At 64.7% G+C, this 17203-nt stretch carries 3 protein-coding genes; all 3 read left to right on the top strand.

Going from position 1 to position 17203, the window contains the following annotated elements; all coding sequences use genetic code 11:
* Positions 1-91: 91 nt before the first annotated feature.
* Positions 92-2305 carry a tetratricopeptide repeat protein gene (locus ACREXZ_RS15965; RefSeq protein ID WP_431765068.1) on the top strand — a complete coding sequence of 738 codons (2214 nt, stop codon included), beginning with the start codon at positions 92-94 and terminating at the stop codon, positions 2303-2305.
* Between the two features lie 12 nt (positions 2306-2317).
* Entirely contained in the window at positions 2318-4567 is a 2250-nt protein-coding gene (locus tag ACREXZ_RS15960; RefSeq protein ID WP_431765067.1) for a tetratricopeptide repeat protein, read from the top strand.
* A gap of 227 nt (positions 4568-4794) precedes the next feature.
* A complete protein-coding gene (locus tag ACREXZ_RS15955; RefSeq protein WP_431765066.1) occupies positions 4795-17190 on the top strand; it encodes a filamentous haemagglutinin family protein in 12396 nt (4131 codons plus the stop codon).
* The last annotated feature ends 13 nt before the right edge of the window (positions 17191-17203 follow it).

The raw sequence follows: 17203 nt of genomic DNA, 5'->3' as shown, positions 1-17203 counted from the left end.
CCCCCGGATTGTTCGCAACATCGGTCACGTGCCGGTTAAGTCGCGTCTCTAAGCTCGGCCGAATCGCCATCCGCAACGAGGCTGCACGACCATGAGCACAGTAGACGAACGGGCCGGGTGGCGCGCCGCCGCGCCGCAGGCTTCCGCCGCGCAGGCCATCGCACGGGCGAAGGCGCTGCACGATCAGGGCCGCCTCGACGACGCCCGCAAGCTTTACGACGTGATTCTCGCCACCGCACCCGATAACGCGGAAACGCTGCACCTGTACGGTGTGCTCGAATTCCAGACCGGCCGCGTGCGCGAAGCCGAAGCGCTGATGCGCCGCTCGATCGCAATCGAGCCGATGCCGATGCCGCTCGCGAACCTCGGCTCCGTGCTCGCGGCTGCAGGGCAGCGCGAAGCGGCGCTCGTGCAGTTCGATGCGGCGCTCGCGCTCGACCCGGTTCATCTGCATGCATTGATTCGCCGCGGCAACACGCTCGTCGAACTCGAGCGCCACGAAGACGCGGTCAAGACATTCGACCGCGCGCTCGCCGTCGCACCGACGCTGCTCGATGCGCTTTGTAATCGCGGCGCGGCATTGCGCGGTCTCGGACGCTTCCAGGAAGCGATCGAGAGCTACGACCGCGCACTGACCATCGATCCGCGGTCGTTCGAATCGTATGTGAACCGTGGCAACGCACTGCGCGAACTCACACGCTCCGACGAAGCGCTCGCGAGCTACGATCGCGCGCTCAAACTTGCATCCGGCCATGCGCCGGTGTTGTCGCTGCGCGGCATCACGCTGGTCGATCTCGAACGCTTCCAGGAAGCGCTCGCGAGTTTCAACGAAGCGATCGCGAGTCAGCCCGATTTCGTCGAGGCGATCTATAACAGCGCGGTCGCGCTGGAGCGGCTCGAACGGATGGACGAAGCGATCGCGCGCTGCGACCGTGCAATCTCGCTCGAACCGGGTCATGCGAAGGCGCATGCGACGCGCGCGAACGCGCTCGCGCATCTCGAGCGCCGTCCGGAAGCGCTCGCGAGCTACGATCGCGCGATCGAACTTGAACCACATGCCGCCGATGTGCTGTGCAACCGCGGTAGTCTGCTGCGCCACCTGCAGCGTCACAACGATGCGCTCGATGCCTACGAAGCCGCACTCGCGCTGCAGCCGGATTTTCCGCAGGCGCATCTGAATCGCTCGAATGTGCTGCAGGATCTGAATCGTTTCGACGAGGCGCTGAGCGAGAGCGACGCGATTCTCGCAGCCGATCCGCGTTATGCGATGGCATGGTTCAACCGCGGCAACCTGCTGCAGGAGATGAACCGTCCGGTCGATTCGATCGCGGCCTACGAGCGCGCGATCGACGTCGATCCGGAATACGTCGACCCGCATTGCGCGCTGGGCTTCCTGCTGCTGGCGCTTGGCCGCTTTCCGGAAGGCTGGCGCAAGTACGAATGGCGTTGGCGCGACCATAAGGTGTTCGCGAATCAGCGCCCATTCCCGCAGCCGCTTTGGCTCGGCGACGAACCGGTCACGGGGCGCACCGTGCTGCTGCATGCGGAGCAGGGTTTCGGCGACACGCTGCAGTTCAGCCGCTATGCTGCGCTCGTGAAGCAACTCGGCGCGCGTGTCGTGCTCGAAGTGCAGCCGGGTCTCACGACGCTGATGCAGACACTGCCGGGTGTCGATCAACTGGTTACGAAGGGCGAGACGCTGCCGCCGTTCGATCTGCACTGCCCGCTGATGAGCCTGCCGCTCGCGTTGCGCACCGAAGTCGACACCGTGCCGGCGACGGCGCCGTATCTGTCGGCCGATCCGCAACGCGTCGCGCAGTGGCGCGACACGCTGGGAGAAGCGCGTCGGCCTCGCGTCGGGTTGTCATGGGCCGGTAATCCGAAGCACGTCAACGACCGCAACCGGTCGATCGCACTCGCCGCGCTCGCGCCGCTGTTCGATCTCGACATCGAATGGATCAGCCTGCAAAAGCAGGTGCCCGTCGACGACGAGGCGATTCTCGCGACGTTGCCGCTGCGTCAGGTCGACACGGGGCTGCGCGAATTTGCCGACACCGCCGCGCTGATCGAGACACTGGATCTCGTCGTGTCCGTCGATACGTCGATTGCACATCTGGCCGGTGCGCTCGGCAAGCCCTCGTGGGTGCTGCTGCCGATGCCGTGCGACTGGCGCTGGCTCGCGGAACGCAGCGACAGCCCGTGGTATCCGCACACGCGCCTGTTCCGGCAGCGCACGCCGAAGGACTGGAGCCAGGCGCTCGGCGAACTCGTGCCGGCGTTGCGCGACTGGTCGGCCGCGCGCTGACGGCCCCGCCGCATGCGACACGAACGGACCGGAACGCCGACTGCATCCGCACCGATGCCGGGTGGCATCGTGCGAGACGCGATCATGCAAGGCGTACTGCGCGCGCGGCGTCACTATCAGGAAGGCGCACTCGACGACGCGAAGCGCGCGTGCGAAGCGGTCCGGACGCTGATGCCCGATCAGTTCGACGCGTTGCAGATGCTGGGCCTCGTGGCGCTCGGCCAGGGCGATCCGGTGAGTGCCGAGCAATGGATCGCGCGATCGGTGCGGGTCGATCCAAAGCAGGGCTGGGCGTGGGCAAACTACGCGGTCGTGCTGAACGCGCAGGGCCGTTTCGCCGATGCGCTCGCGCCGGCCGATCGCGCGCTGCGTCTGGACGGCCGCTGCCTCGCCGCGCGGCTCGCGCGCGCGAATGCGCTGCTCGGTCTGCAGCGTTACGCCGAATGCGACCCGGCTTATGAAAGCGTGCTTGCGCTCGATCCGTTGTCTGCGGAGGCATGGGCCAATCGCGGCAAGGCGTTGCTGAAGCTCGGCCGCTTCGCCGATGCGATCGCTAGCGTGGACCGGTCGATCGCGATCGCGCCGCGCGCGTTCCCGCCGCACGTGAATCGCGGCAACGCGCTGAGTGCGCTCGGCCGTCACGAGGAAGCGCTGCGCAGCTACGACCACGCGCTCGAACTGCAGCCGCAGGCACCGGACATCTGGTGCCTGCGCGGTGTTGCATTGCAGGAACTGGGATGCGACGAACTCGCGCTGTACAGCTACTACACGGCGCTGCGGCTCGCGCCTGCGCATGTCGAGGCGCTGCTCGGCAGCGGCATCTCGCACGAGCATCTGCAACACCATGCCGAAGCGCTCGCGTACTGCGACCGCGCGCTCGCGCTCGTCACCGACGATCAACGTGTGTGGCTGACCCGCGGCAACGCGCTGCAAGGGCTGCTGCGCTACGACGATGCGCTGGACGCGTACGACCGCGCGCTCGCGCTCGATGCGCACTACGCGGACGCACTCGGCAATCGCGGCGCGGCGCTGCATATGCTGCGACGCTACGACGAAGCGCTCGACAGCTACGAGCTCGCCCTCGCGGCCGCGCCCACGCGAGCTGACATGTGGGGCGTGCGCGGCAATCTTCTGCAGCAGATCGGCCGCTACGACGACGCGACCGCGAGCTACACGCAGGCGACGCTACACGAACCCGACTGTGCACCCGCATGGTTTCATCGCGGCAGCGCGCTGCAACACCTGAACCGTCACGACGCAGCGCTCGATTGCTTTTCGCAGGCGATCGCGTTGCAGCCGTCGCATGCCGAATCGCTGACAGGGCGCGCGATTTGCATGCTGTTGCGCGGCGATTTTTTGCCGGGCTGGCGCGAGTATGAAACGCGCTGGCTCGATCCGGGTGCTGCGCGCCGCGTGCGTCATTTCGACCGGCCGTTGTGGCTCGGACAGCAGCCGCTAGCGGGCAAGACGCTGCTCGTGCATGCGGAGCAGGGTTTCGGCGATACGCTGCAGTTCTGCCGCTACGTGAGCGTCGCCGCGAAGCACGGTGTGCGCGTACTGCTCGAGGTGCCGGCGCCGTTAATTGGTCTGATCGGAACGCTCGATGGTGTCGCCACGCTGATCTCGCACGGTCAGCCGCTACCCGCATTCGATTTTCACTGTCCGATGCTGAGTTTGCCGCTCGCATGTGCGACTGCAGGATGGTGCGATGCCGGGCCACTGCCGGCCTCGTCTTATCTGCGCGCCGACCCGGAGCTCGTATCGCAGTGGCGCGAACGCGTCGTGGCTCGCGAAACTGGGGCGCGGCTGCGCGTCGGGCTCGCATGGTCCGGTAATCCCGACCATGCGAACGATCACAACCGCTCGATCGCATTCGCACAACTCGCCGAGTGCTTCGCGCCCGACGTGCAGTTCGTGAGCTTGCAGCAAGTCGTACGTCCAACCGATAGCGACGCGCTCGCGCAGAGCGGTGTACTGCATTTCGGCGAGGCGTTGCGCGACTTCATGGATACGGCCGCGCTCGTCGAATCCCTGGACCTGGTGATTTCGGTCGACACGTCGATCGCACACCTGGCCGGCGCGCTCGGCCGACCGGTGTGGATGCTGCTGCCGTTCGTGCCGGACTGGCGCTGGCAGCTCGCACGCGACGACACCCCGTGGTACCCGCAAGCCACGCTGTTCCGTCAGCAAGCGCCCGGGGACTGGCGCCCGGTGATCGAGCGCGTCGCAAACGCATTGCGCGAACACGCTGCTTCAACGTGAAGCGAACGCGTCCGTGTCGTTCGGATGGCGGAAGAATGGCAAAAGGTACGTACTTTTATCAGGAATCCGTAGTGCGATATGTCAGTAACATCGTAAATACGACTGCCATCGTCGCTGCGTAACCTCTTCTGGATTTGGCGGGCTGTCGCGCCCGCCATCGGCCGTGCAGTCGGCGCTGGGTCGCCTGCTGCGCGGTTTCCGCTTATTTGCGCTTCAGGGATTCGACGATGCGAGCTCGTAGCTTCAATCACAACAAGAAGCGCGTCCAGCGCCCCGCTCATCTGCCGCAGTCCGCATTGCGGCCACTGTATCGCGCGGTTGCGCTGATGGTGGCGGCCGGCATGTCGGCGCATGCGCATGCCGCGGGCATCGTGAATCTCGGTCAGGTCGGCGCGCGGATGGCGGCTACGGGCACCGGCGCGGCGGGCGGTGTGGGCGTGCCGAATCTCGGCGTGTCGCCGCAGCAGGCGCTGCAGGCGAGCCAGCCGTCGATCCAGAATCTCGGACGCGCCGCGCAGAGCATCGTGGCGCAGATCGCCGCGCAGCAGGCTGCGGCTGCTGCTGCGGTGGCCGCCGCGAATGTGCCGAACGGTCTCGCTACGGGCGGCCTGCAGGTCGCGCCGGGCGCAACGAGCAATTCGACGCTGTGGCAGAACGCGAACCTGCCGACGCAAACGGTCGATTCGAGCGGCCACGTCGATGTCGGCGTGAAGCAGAACGGTCAGACCGCGATTCTCACGTGGCAGACGATGAATGTCGGGCGGCAGACGACGCTCTCGTTCGACCAGTCCGGCGGCACGCAGAGCAACGGCGCGAACAACTGGGTCGTGCTGAACCGGATCAACAATTCGACCGCGCCGAGCCAGATTCTCGGCAACGTGCAGGCGCAGGGCTCGGTTTATGTGATCAACCGCAACGGGATTCTGTTCGGCGCGGGCTCGCAGGTGAACGTGCATTCGCTTGTTGCGTCGTCGCTTGATTTTCTGAACATGAACGACACGTTGAAGCAGTCGGCCACGGACGTTCAGAACAGCAATAATCAGTTCACGGCGCAGTTGGGTGGGCTTGTCGGGACGCAATCGACCGACCTGACAGAAGTGCTCGGGCTCGGCAGCACCGTGACGCCGACCTCGGCGAATGCGTATCAGCCCCCCGGCGATATCACGATCGCGCCGGGTGCATCGATCACGACGCACACGAACGGCACGGTCAGCGATGGTGGCTTCGTGCTGGTCGCGGCCCCTAATGTGACGAATGCCGGATCGATCACGACGAGCAATGGGCAAACCATACTTGCCGCGGGCGTTGGCCTCAGCATGCTGCCGCCGGCCGCGAATTCGCAACTGCTGCGACCGCAATTGAGCGGACAGATATTGTTCAACGGCACTGACGTCACGCCGGCGGGCACGCTTACGAATACCGGCATCATTCAGGCGGACAAGGGCAACATCACGCTACTCGGCGCGAACGTTCGGCAGAATGGTGTTGTCGGTGTGACGACCGGTGTCAGTTACCCGGGCAGCATCAATATTTCTGCCACCGACGAAGCGAAAGCGTTGAGTCCCAACGGGACGCGATACATCGACGCGGGCGGTAACGGCATTGGGCCCGACCCGGTGACCTCACCCACGAACCGCCGCGCAGGGTTGCTCTCGTTCGGCCCGGATTCTGTCACAACGATCCTGCCTGACGAAGACGGCGAAACCGCGACGTCCAGTCCTACCACGCCGTTCACGCCTGGCAGCATCACGCTGACCGGCCGCTCGATCTGGATGCAGCCCAGCTCGCTGATCGAGGCGCCAGGTTCGACGGTGTCGATGGTAGCGCTGGTACAAGCGGGTATCGAGACGACCGCGCCCGGCGACACCGTCGCGCCGGGACGGATCTATCTCGACACCGGTTCGACGATCGACGTTTCAGGCCTCGCGAACGTCACAGAACCGATGGCGTCGACGCTGGTCACGATTCCACGTATCGGCCAGAACGAACTCGCCGATTCACCGCTGCTGCGCAACAGCTTCCTGTTTGGCTCGAAGGTCGTCGTCGATAGCACGCTGTCGGGGACCAACGCGGACGGCCTGCAGTGGGTTGGCAGCCCGATCCTGAATCTGGCGGGCTATGTGAGCCTGATTCCGCGCTCGGTCGATCAACTGCTGACCAACGGCGGCACGATCACGCTCGCGGGCGGCGAGGTGATGACCGCGAGTGGATCGTCGCTGAACCTGAACGGCGGCTACGTGCATTATCTCGGCGGCCAGGTCGCGACGACGCGACTCGTCGATGCGAACGGTGTGATCGTGCCGATCGGCCAGGCGAGTCCGTACGACACCTATGTAGGGATCGCGGGCCAGTTCTCGCAGGGACATGGACGCTGGGGTGTCGTAGAGACCTGGTACAACCCGTTGCTGACCGGCGGCGCTTATCAGGCGGACTACATTGTCGGCGGCAACGCGGGCACGCTGAACGTGTTCGCGGAGCAGGCGCTCGTACTGGACGGCAACATCAGCGCGCAGTCGTTTGCCGGCATGAAGCAGGTGCAGGGCAATGCGCAGCCTTCAGGTGGCAGTTTTGCGTTGGGTGCGAACCCGACGTTGGCGGACCCGACAGGCACGTTGACCGGTACGCCAGCCAACGTGATCCTGCAAAACACCGCGCCGCAGCTGAGCGATCTTGGGCCGGACTTCGGCGCCGAGACACCGCTCGACACGACAGCGCTCAACGCACTCGGCAGCAGCAACCCCAACAACCTGCTCGCGTGGCAGACCGTGCCGGTCGATACACTGAACGCGGCGGGCATGTCGAACGTGAGTGTGACGACGGACAAGATCAGTGGCGGCGGTATCGTCGTTGCACCCGGCACGAGCTTGCACGTGCAGCCAGGTGGATCGATTACGCTCACGGGATCGTCGGGCGCACCGATCAGCGTACTTGGCGATCTGATCGCGCCCTCAGGCAGCATCACGCTCGCGCTGAAGAGTGTCTCCAATAGAGGCACGACGCCCGCGAACATCACGGTCGGCCCCGACGCGGTGATCAGCACCGCAGGCCAATGGGTTAACAACGACGTGCAGGCGACCGGCGGCACGTCGGCACCTGGCGACAGCGAATACATCAACGGCGGGAGCATCACACTGTCTGTCGGTGCGGCGAGTGCGCACCTGCCCAATAACACTGTTACCGATACGACCGGCTCGATCGTGCTGCAGCAGGGCAGTGTGCTGGACGTGTCCGGCGGCGGCATGATGCAGGCGAACGGACAGTTGTTGATGAGCAACGGCATCGCCCAAGGCAAGGGCGGCAGCATCACGCTGTCGACCTATGCGGGCACCTACAACGCTGACGATATTCCTACCGTGTTTATCCCCAGCACGGAACCGGAGTCCGGGAGGCTCGTGCTCGACGGTACGCTGAAAAGCGCGGGCTTCTCCGGTGGCGGCACGCTGACGCTGCATGGCCTCGGCTTTCAGATCGGCGGTGATCCGGCGCTCGCTTCGCCGTGGGCAACCGTATTGCCTGCCAGCTTTTTTGCATCGCAAGGCTTTGGCCAGTACGTGCTAAACGCGATGTACGATGCCGGTATTGCGGCGGGCACGACGGTGAGGGTCACGCAACAAAATCTGCTGCCGGATGCGGTCGCGCTGCAATCCGCTGTCAGCGGCAGCGACATTACGGCAGGCGGCTTGACGAGTCTCGGAACGCTCGACGCGTATCACCGGCAGGCCACGAACCTGACCATGACCGGCGGCGCTTATCTCGCGAACTGGCACGGGGGCAGCCCCGGGTTTCCGACACCGCCGGGGGTCTACTCCGACGTGACGGGTGGCGTGACGATCGGCGAGGGAGCGTCGATCGTTGCCGACGCGGGCGCGTCGATCGGACTCTGGTCACCGACCCAGGTCACGGTGCTCGGTTCGATCGTCGCACCGGGCGGCTCGATCACGCTGACCGCTGACACCATCGGCAGCGCTTATACGCTCGCGGGGCAGCCGGCGTTCGCAGCCGGCGGCTACGCGACGCCCAGCCAGTCCGTATGGGTCGGCCCGAACGCGGTGCTCGACGTGTCCGGCATCGCGTTGACCAATCCGCTTGCCGCGCCGGTCCGTCTTGGGTCGACGATCGCCGTGCCGCAGACCGGCAAGGTTCTCGCGGGCGGTAACGTCGTGCTGTCGGACAACACAGGGTCGGTGATCGTGCAGCCCGGTGCGCGCATCGATGTGTCGGGCACATCCGCGAATTTCGACCAGTTGCAGGCGAACGGCACATACGCGTCGCAGCCGGTATGGAGCGACGCGGGTTCGATCACGCTCGGCGCGGCGACCGGTCTGTACTTCAACGGCACGCTGGACGCGCATGGCGGTTCGGCACTTGCGCAGGGTGGCACGCTGACGTTGCTGCCGGATCCGGCCGGTGGGTTTACCACCACGCTGCCTGACGGCAGCACGGTAGTGTCTGTTGGTGCGAACGTGCTGATCATCCAGCAGAGCGGCGATATTCTGCCGGTGGCGAGTGCACCGGGCAACGATCTCGGGCCGTCAAAAGGCGCGATCAGCTTCTCTGCCGATCGTCTCGACAACTCCGGCATCACGACGCTCGTGCTCAACGGGCCGGCGCAGACCGGCCAGCAGCCGGTCGCCTTTGCCGGTGACGTCAACCTGTCGCTTGGCAATGCCGTAATCCTCAACACATCGCAGATCATTGCACTCGCAGCCGGTGCGACGTCGCTGCCTTCGTCGCTCTCGGGGATTTCGAACATCGGCACGCCGACTGTCCGGATCGACGCGCCGTACGTCGCGTTCGTGGGTCCGTCGACAGTCGTTGTGCCGACGTCGGCACCGATGGCGGCTGGCGGTACGCTGCAGGTCGACGCGTCGTTCATCGATCTGGAAAACCAGTTGCAGCTCGGCAACTTCGGTAACGCAACGTTTGCGAGTACCGGCGATATCCGTCTGTCGTCGACCAATAACCACGGCCCGACGCCAGCGTTGGTACCCGGTACGCTGTTCACCTCCGGCAACGTTACCTTCAAGGCCGCCGACCTCTACCCGGCGAGCGGCAGCACATTTGTCGTCGCCGCGGTCGCACCCGTCGATCCGTCGACCGGTACCGCCGCGCCGACCACCGTCACGTTCCAGTCGAACGGCACATCGGACGTGCCGCTGTCGGCGGGCGGCAGCCTGCTCGTCGACGCAACGCACATCGTTCAGGGAGGCACGGTGCGTGCGCCGTCGGGCAGCTTGATATTCGGCGTCGGCGATGCAACGGACCCGGCGACGCAGAATCTGTTCGGCGGAGTACCGCTTGTCGCGACGCAATCGGTGTCGCTCGCGCCGGGCAGCATTACGTCGGTGTCGAACGGCAACACGGTGATCCCATACGGCGTGACCGTCGACGGCACCGAGTGGCAATACAACGCGACGAATTCGTCGCAAGCGCCGGACGTCACCGCGCCGCCAGCGAAGCTCGTCAGTGTCAACGGCAGCCAGGTATCACTGAGCCCTGGTGCCACGATCGACCTGTCGGGCGGCGGCGATCTGCAGGCATCCGAATGGATAGCGGGGACGGGCGGCAGCCGCAACCTGCTGCAGCAGTACAACGTCAGCTACGCGACCAGCACGTCGGGCACCGCGGTGCCGGTCAATCCGGGTGCCGCGAACGTGTACGCGGTCGTGCCGGGCTACAGCGCGCCGGTCGCTGCTTACGATCCGGTGATCGCGCAGGTCACGCAGCCGACCTCGACGGGCGGCACGCAGACGGTCTCGATGGGCGTCGGCCAGGCAGCAGTCGGTGGGATGGTTGGGCAGGCCGTGTATTTACAGGGCGTGCCGGGCCTCGCAGCGGGTGTCTATACGCTGCTGCCCGCGCAGTACGCGACGCTGCCGGGTGCGTTCCGCGTGGTCGCGCAGGCGAGTCCGAGTGCGCCGGCCGCGAATGCGGCGGGCGTGCTGCCGGACGGCACCGCAGTGGTCGCGGGCTACACGGTGAATGCGCTGAGTGGTAGCCGCAGCGCGACGCCGACGCTCTTCACGGTGCAGTCGGGTCCGGTGTGGCAGCAGTATTCGCAGTACACGGAGACGAGCGCGAACACGTTCTTCCCGGCGCTCGCAAGCAAGGCTGGCAACGTAACGCCGCGTCTGCCGATCGATGGTGGGCAACTGGTGCTCGCCGCGACCCAGGGGCTCACGCTCGGCGCGACGCTGAACTCGGCTGCGGCGACGGGCGGTGCGCCGGCCAACGTCGATCTTGCATCGCAGGACATCCAGATCGTCGGCGACGGCGAGGCGGCGTTGCCCGGCTATCTGCAGATCAGTGCGGGCCAGCTCGATGCGCTTGGCGCGGGCAGCTTGTTGATCGGCGGCACGCGTACGCAGACGACGAGCGGCATCACGATCAACGCGCTCGCGAACAGCGTCGTCGTGAACAACGACGCCGCGTCGCCGTTGAGCGGCCCGGAAATTCTTCTCGTCACGAAGACCGATCCGACGGGTACCGACCCGAACGCATCGCGCGGGCTCGACATCGCGGCCGGCAGCGTGATCAATGCGACGGGCAGCTACCCGGCCGCGGCGGATCAGCCGATCACGATCGGCCAGAACGCGAACACGACGACCGGCGCAAGCGCGATCGCAGGCGACGGCTCGCTGCTGCGCGTGTCGCAGGGCGCGCAGGTGCTGGTGACGCGCAATGACGTGACCGATACCGTGCCCGGTGTGCTGACGGTCGGCGCGGGTGCGACGCTGTCGGGCGGCCAGTCGTTGACGCTTGATTCGTCCGGTGACCTGCGAGTCGACCCGAGCGTCGCGCTGTCGGGCAAGGCGATCGCCGCCGATGGCTCGGCGATCACGTTCACCGACCGCACCGATCCTGGCGCTGCGAGTTTGCCCGGTTTCGTGATCGGACCGAACACGCTTGCGCAGTTGAGCAACACGAGCCAGCTGACGTTGCGCAGCCGTGGCGCAATGACGTTCACCGGCGACGAGAACATCACGTTTGGACCGAACGTCGACCTGAGCGCTCCGACGTTCGCCAGCGACGGCGGTTCGGTTGTGCTGAACGGCCAGCAGATTGCATTTACGAATGAACTCGGTACAGCAGTTCCTGCAAGCACGGGCGGTACCGGCGCGCTGACGGTGAACGCGAAGGAAATCGATCTCGGCACGGGCACCAAGGGCACCCGTGGCATCGGCGCGGTGACGATGAACGCATCGAGCGGGATCATCGGGCAGGGCAACGGGTCGTTCGATTTTGGCGCGGCGCCGGTGACGCTCGCCGCACCGATCTATCTTGCCGACACTGGCTCTAACGAAACCGTGACCACCACGGGCGCACTAAACCTGAATGCCGCGGGTGGCACCGCGTCGACGCTTAAGCCGCTGGGCGGCCAGTTGTCGTTCACGGGTGGCACGCTGAACGATAACGGCGCGACGATCGCTGCGCCGGCTGGTAACGTGAACCTCGAAGCGACCACGGGCGACCTGAACGTGGGCGCCGGTTCGCTCATCAGTTCGGCGGGCGTCGCGCTGCAATTCTTCGACGTCACCGCGTACGCGCCGGCCGGCGCAATCAAGCTGACCGCCGATGCGGGTTCGATCAACGTGCAGCCGGGTGCGACGCTCGACTTTTCCGGAGCTTCTGGCGGCGGCGCGGCAGGCAGCGTTACGTTGTCTGCACCGGTGCAGACTGTGCAGCTCGGCGGCACGCTGAAGGGCGCGGCCGCGACTGGCTACATGGGCGGCTCGTTCTCGCTCGAGACCGGCGGCTCGGTGAACCTCGACGGTCTCGCGAACACACTCGCCGCGAGCGGCGTCAACGATGCGATCTCGGTGTGGACGAAGTCAGGCAACCTGACGCTGTCGGCCGGCAATACGCTGACCGCGCACGTGGTTCAACTGACTGCCGACGGTACCGGCGTGCCGACTACGACGAGCGGTAACGTGCAGGTGCTGGGGACAATCAATGCGGCGGGTAACGCGGGCGGCGAGATCGATCTGTATGGACACAGCGGCGTCGATGTCGAAGGCTCGCTGATCGCAACGGGCTCCAGTCCGACCCAGCGCGGCGGTACGGTCAATCTTGGGACGACCGGGACGCCCGATACCGTCGGCGGCGTTGTGCAGCTGAATCCGACCTATGGGTACGAGGACGTGTCGGCGGCGAACTCCGGCACGATCACGCTCGGCAATCGCGCGAAGATCGATGTTTCGGGCGGCACGGCGGGTGGATTGTCGGGCGGTACCGTGAACTTCCGCGCACCGCTGCTCGCGAACGGCGACGTCAACGTGACGCTCACGCCGGGGACGTCGGCGGATGCGCCTGGCGTGCAGATCGCCGGCTCGCGTGCGACGACACTCGAAGCGTATGCGGTGTGGAGCACGACTGATCCGGGCAGCGGTCCGAAGCATTTCGATTCGATCGTCGATCCGGCCGGCTGGTACGACAGCAACGGTAATTTGCTGGCGGGTACGTTCACCGATCAGAGTGGCAAGACGATCGCGTACACACCGGGCAGCATGACGGCTGATCAGCTCGCGGTGGCGCTGCAGAATGATTACTTCGCGCCGACTACGCCGAACGCGGATCACCAGACGTTCTATGGCTATCAGAGCGGCACGACGAATACACCAGGCACGCTGATGGGCTTCGTCGAGGCACCTGGCTTCACGTTCGAGAACCGCTTCGCGGGCGTCGCGAATTTCCATGCGATACCAGGCATTGAACTCGATAACCCGAGCCCTGCGATCAACAACGGCGACATCGCGATCAAGACGAACTGGAATCTCGGAGCAGGCAGTTCCCCTACGAGTCTTGCGTTCCGCTACGAAGGGCAAGGACCTGACATCACGTTCCGTGCGGAACACGATGTGAAGGTGGAAGCGAGTCTGACGGACGGATTCTTCCAGATTGCGAATCCGACGCAGCCAGGAGTACAGACGACGATTACGGTGACGATCACGCCGCCGACGGCGAGTAGCTTTTCAAGTGAATATAAGGCGTTTGCCCTCGATCCCTACTACTACGTGTACAACGGCAAATACAGCCCGAGTACCATCTGGAAGGGATATCTAAAAGGGCCGGCGGTGGCAGGCACATTTCCCGCGAATGCCGATCCTGCTGAAGTAGCCCAGTACTATGGTTTATACCAGGACTATCTTGCCGATGTACTCGGAGGTGGAAATGGTGCAAGTCGCAATTCCACTATTCATCTGGCGATGGTGCAGGCGGTTACTTTTGGGGCAAGCAAGAACCCCGTTGCACCTGGCCAACCCACGTTCAGTGGCACACCACCTACCGCTGCCGAACAGCTGGCCGATCCTGACGCGTGGCTGAAGTACGAAGCTGCCTACAGTTCCTACGCGCAGGCGGTGCTTGCCTGGCATGGCCTGAATGCCAATTCAGCCATAGCCTTCAACGTCGTACCTATCGCCCCGCCGCCGGCCGTACTTACAACCTTGATCCAATCATCGACCACGACGACGACGATTACCACGGGTGCCCCCGCGCCAGTCGACAACTCACCGTCTCCTGTCGCGACGTCGACCAACCCACTGCCGCTGCTAACAGCGTCGCTCAACAGTGGCGCTAGCACGTCGTTCCGTCTCGTCGGGGGCGCGGACCTGGGTAGCGCGGACCCGTTGGCATTGCAGCCTGCTACCTCGACGGGCAGCGTCACGATCGACGGCCACTTCACTTACAACACGTCGCTTGCTGGTCACTTCACTGACAACCCGGCGAACTCGCTCGCGATCGTCGCCCCCACACTGATCCGCACGGGTACTGGTTCGATCGATATTGCTGCGGCCAACGACGTTACATTGCTCGATACGTCGGCGCCTGGTGCGATCTACACGGCGGGGGCGCCGGCGGCAGGCACGACGCAGGGATCGACGTCGGTGATCGCAGCGGGCCAGGCCTCGGCGGCCGCGCAGAATTTCCTGATCACACCCGCGGTCAATCCGGACAGCGCGGGCGACATTTCGATTCACGCGCAGAACGACATCACGGGGATCGAGAACGTCGTCGATACGACGGGCGCGGTGACGGGCACTGCGGGCACATCGATCACGCAGTTCTGGTGGCCGTGGATGCAGCTCGGCAACACGGTGGATGCGACCGGCACGATTACGCAGACGTCGATCAACTTTGGCGCGTTCGACCAGGGCGTCATGAGCGTCGGCGGCAATGTGTCGGTGAGCGCGGGCGGCAACATCACCGATCTCGCGGTGTCGCTGCCGACCACCTACACCGGCAACGTGGCCGGAAGTACCTCGCAGCCTCGCGTCGTGGGCGGTGGCAACCTCGTCGTGCAGGCGGGTGGCGACATCCTGAGCGGCGATTATTTTGTCGCGAACGGAACGGGCACGATCACGGCTGGCGGACAGATCGGCTCCGACGGGCAGACCTATTTCGCCAACCTGGGCGGGGAGGCGAGGTCGGTCGGTACCGTATCGACGCTGCTTGCGACGCAGAACGGCCAGATCGATGTATCGGCTCGCTCCGGAGCGAACATCGGCGGCATCTTCAATCCGTCGTATATCGAGGGTGTCGACGCCCTGGTCTACAAGCAGCATGCAGATTCGCAGGGCTACTCGACGAGCTCCGCCGTGAACATCGCGTCGACGACCGGTAATGTCACATACGGGTCGACCGGGGTCGGGGTGAGTGGCGATATGCCGTTCCTGATCGGAGCCAGCGGACAGGGAGCGCAAGCGGCCATTGAAATCCTGCCCGCGAACCTGAGTCTGACTGCTTTCACGGGTGGCATCGCAATCGACGCGCCGGGGCAGATGTATCCGTCTGCTGATGGCGAACTGAGCTTGATCGCGGCGCAGTCGGTCGTGTTCTCGATGAACGGCGTGTGGGCTAACGCGTTGTCGACCTTCGGCATGATCGACGTCGATCCCTCGACAATGCCGTCGCCGACCAACACGGTTGCCAACAGTATCAATGCCGTCAACGGTTATCTGAATGGTCTGGTGACCGACAACTTTACCCTCGTGCATCAGGTCGCCGCACTGCATGGGGACGACACACAGCCCGTGCGTATCTATAGCCTCAATGGCAGTATCGTCAACGGCGCACCGGATGCGAACGGCATCTACCAGGGCTTGATGACGCTCGACGTCGACAAGGTCGCGCAGCTCTATGCCGGCAAGGACATCGTCAATCTTGCGTTCAATGGGCAGAATCTGAGCGTCGACGACGTCACGCGCATCGTGGCCGGCGGGAACATCCAGGACGTGCCCGTCACTTCGCTTCCCAACGTTAACGTAAAACCCGCACTCGTGCTTGGCGGCCCAGGCACGTTCGATATCGAAGCCGGTGGCAACATCGGTCCGTTCATAAACCAGCTTCAGGTACCCGGTGGCACAACCGGTATCAATGCGGTCGGCAATGCGAACAACCCGTTCCTCCCGCACGAGAGCGCGAATGTTCAGGTGCTGTTCGGCGTCGCGCCCGGCATCGACAACGCGAATTTCATCGCGACATATATTGACCCTTCGCATTCAGTAGCTGGCGTACCGAGCACGACACCGGCGTTGATCGCGTTCATGGAACAATACGACGCGAGCAAGGGCGTCGACACTGGGCTGGAGGCGGACAAGACGAGCGCGCAGAATGCGGTTGGCACACTGACCGCCACCGAGGCATGGAAGGAATTCCAGGCGCTGCCCGCGTACGTGCAGCAGATTTTCGCGCAGCAGGTATTGTTCAGTGTGTTGACCGCGGTCGGCACGGACTACAACGATCCCAACAGTCCGTTCTCCAAGCAATACGCACGCGGCTACCAGGCCATCGCAACGATGTTCCCGGCGTCGCTCGGTTACACGTCGAACGACACGGCGGGAGGCAGCAACGGCTCGAACAAACCCGTGCCGACCGGCAACCTGGACATTCGCAGTTCGACGATCCAGACACAGCAGGGCGGCACCATCTCGCTTCTCGGCCCTGGCGGCGAAGCGCTGGTCGGCAGCAGCGCGGCGGCGCCGAGTGTCGGCAACGCAGGCAAAATCGGCATTCTTACGCTCGAGAACGGCGACATCAATATCTTTACCGATCAGAGCGTGTTGCTCGCGCAGAGCCGGATCTTCACCGAGCAGGGTGGCGGCTTGACAATCTGGAGTTCGAACGGCGACATCAACGCGGGCAAGGGATCGAAGTCCATCGCCGATGTGCCGCCGCCGGAGTACCTGTGCGATCGCGATCATTACTGCACGGTCGATGCACGTGGCGAAGTGACCGGCGCCGGTATCGCGACGTTGCAGACCATTCCGGGCGCAGCAGTCGGCAACGTGAACCTGATCGCGCCGCGCGGCACCGTCGACGCTGGCGATGCTGGTGTCCGTTCGTCGGGTAGCGTGAACGTCGCGGCGCTACACGTCGCGAATGCCGACAATTTCACGGCAGCCGGCCCGAGCAGCGGTTTGCAGACGGCACCGACAGTAGATGCCGGTGCATTGGCTGCGGCGAGTTCAGTGGGATCTGCAGTCAACCAGATTGCACAGGACATCGTCCGTAACGCCGCATCGGGCGTGTCGCGGCGGCGCTGGGTCATTACCGTCGAGGTCGAAGGATTCGGCGACGACGATTCGGGCACGGACGACTCGCGTAAGCGCAAACAGCCGTAATGCAGGGGTTTTA

The sequence above is a fragment of the Paraburkholderia sp. genome (assembly GCF_050742655.1).
GTDB lineage: Bacteria > Pseudomonadota > Gammaproteobacteria > Burkholderiales > Burkholderiaceae > Paraburkholderia.
The sequence above is the reverse complement of the archived record's forward strand: the minus strand, read 5'-3'. Positions and strand labels throughout refer to the sequence as shown.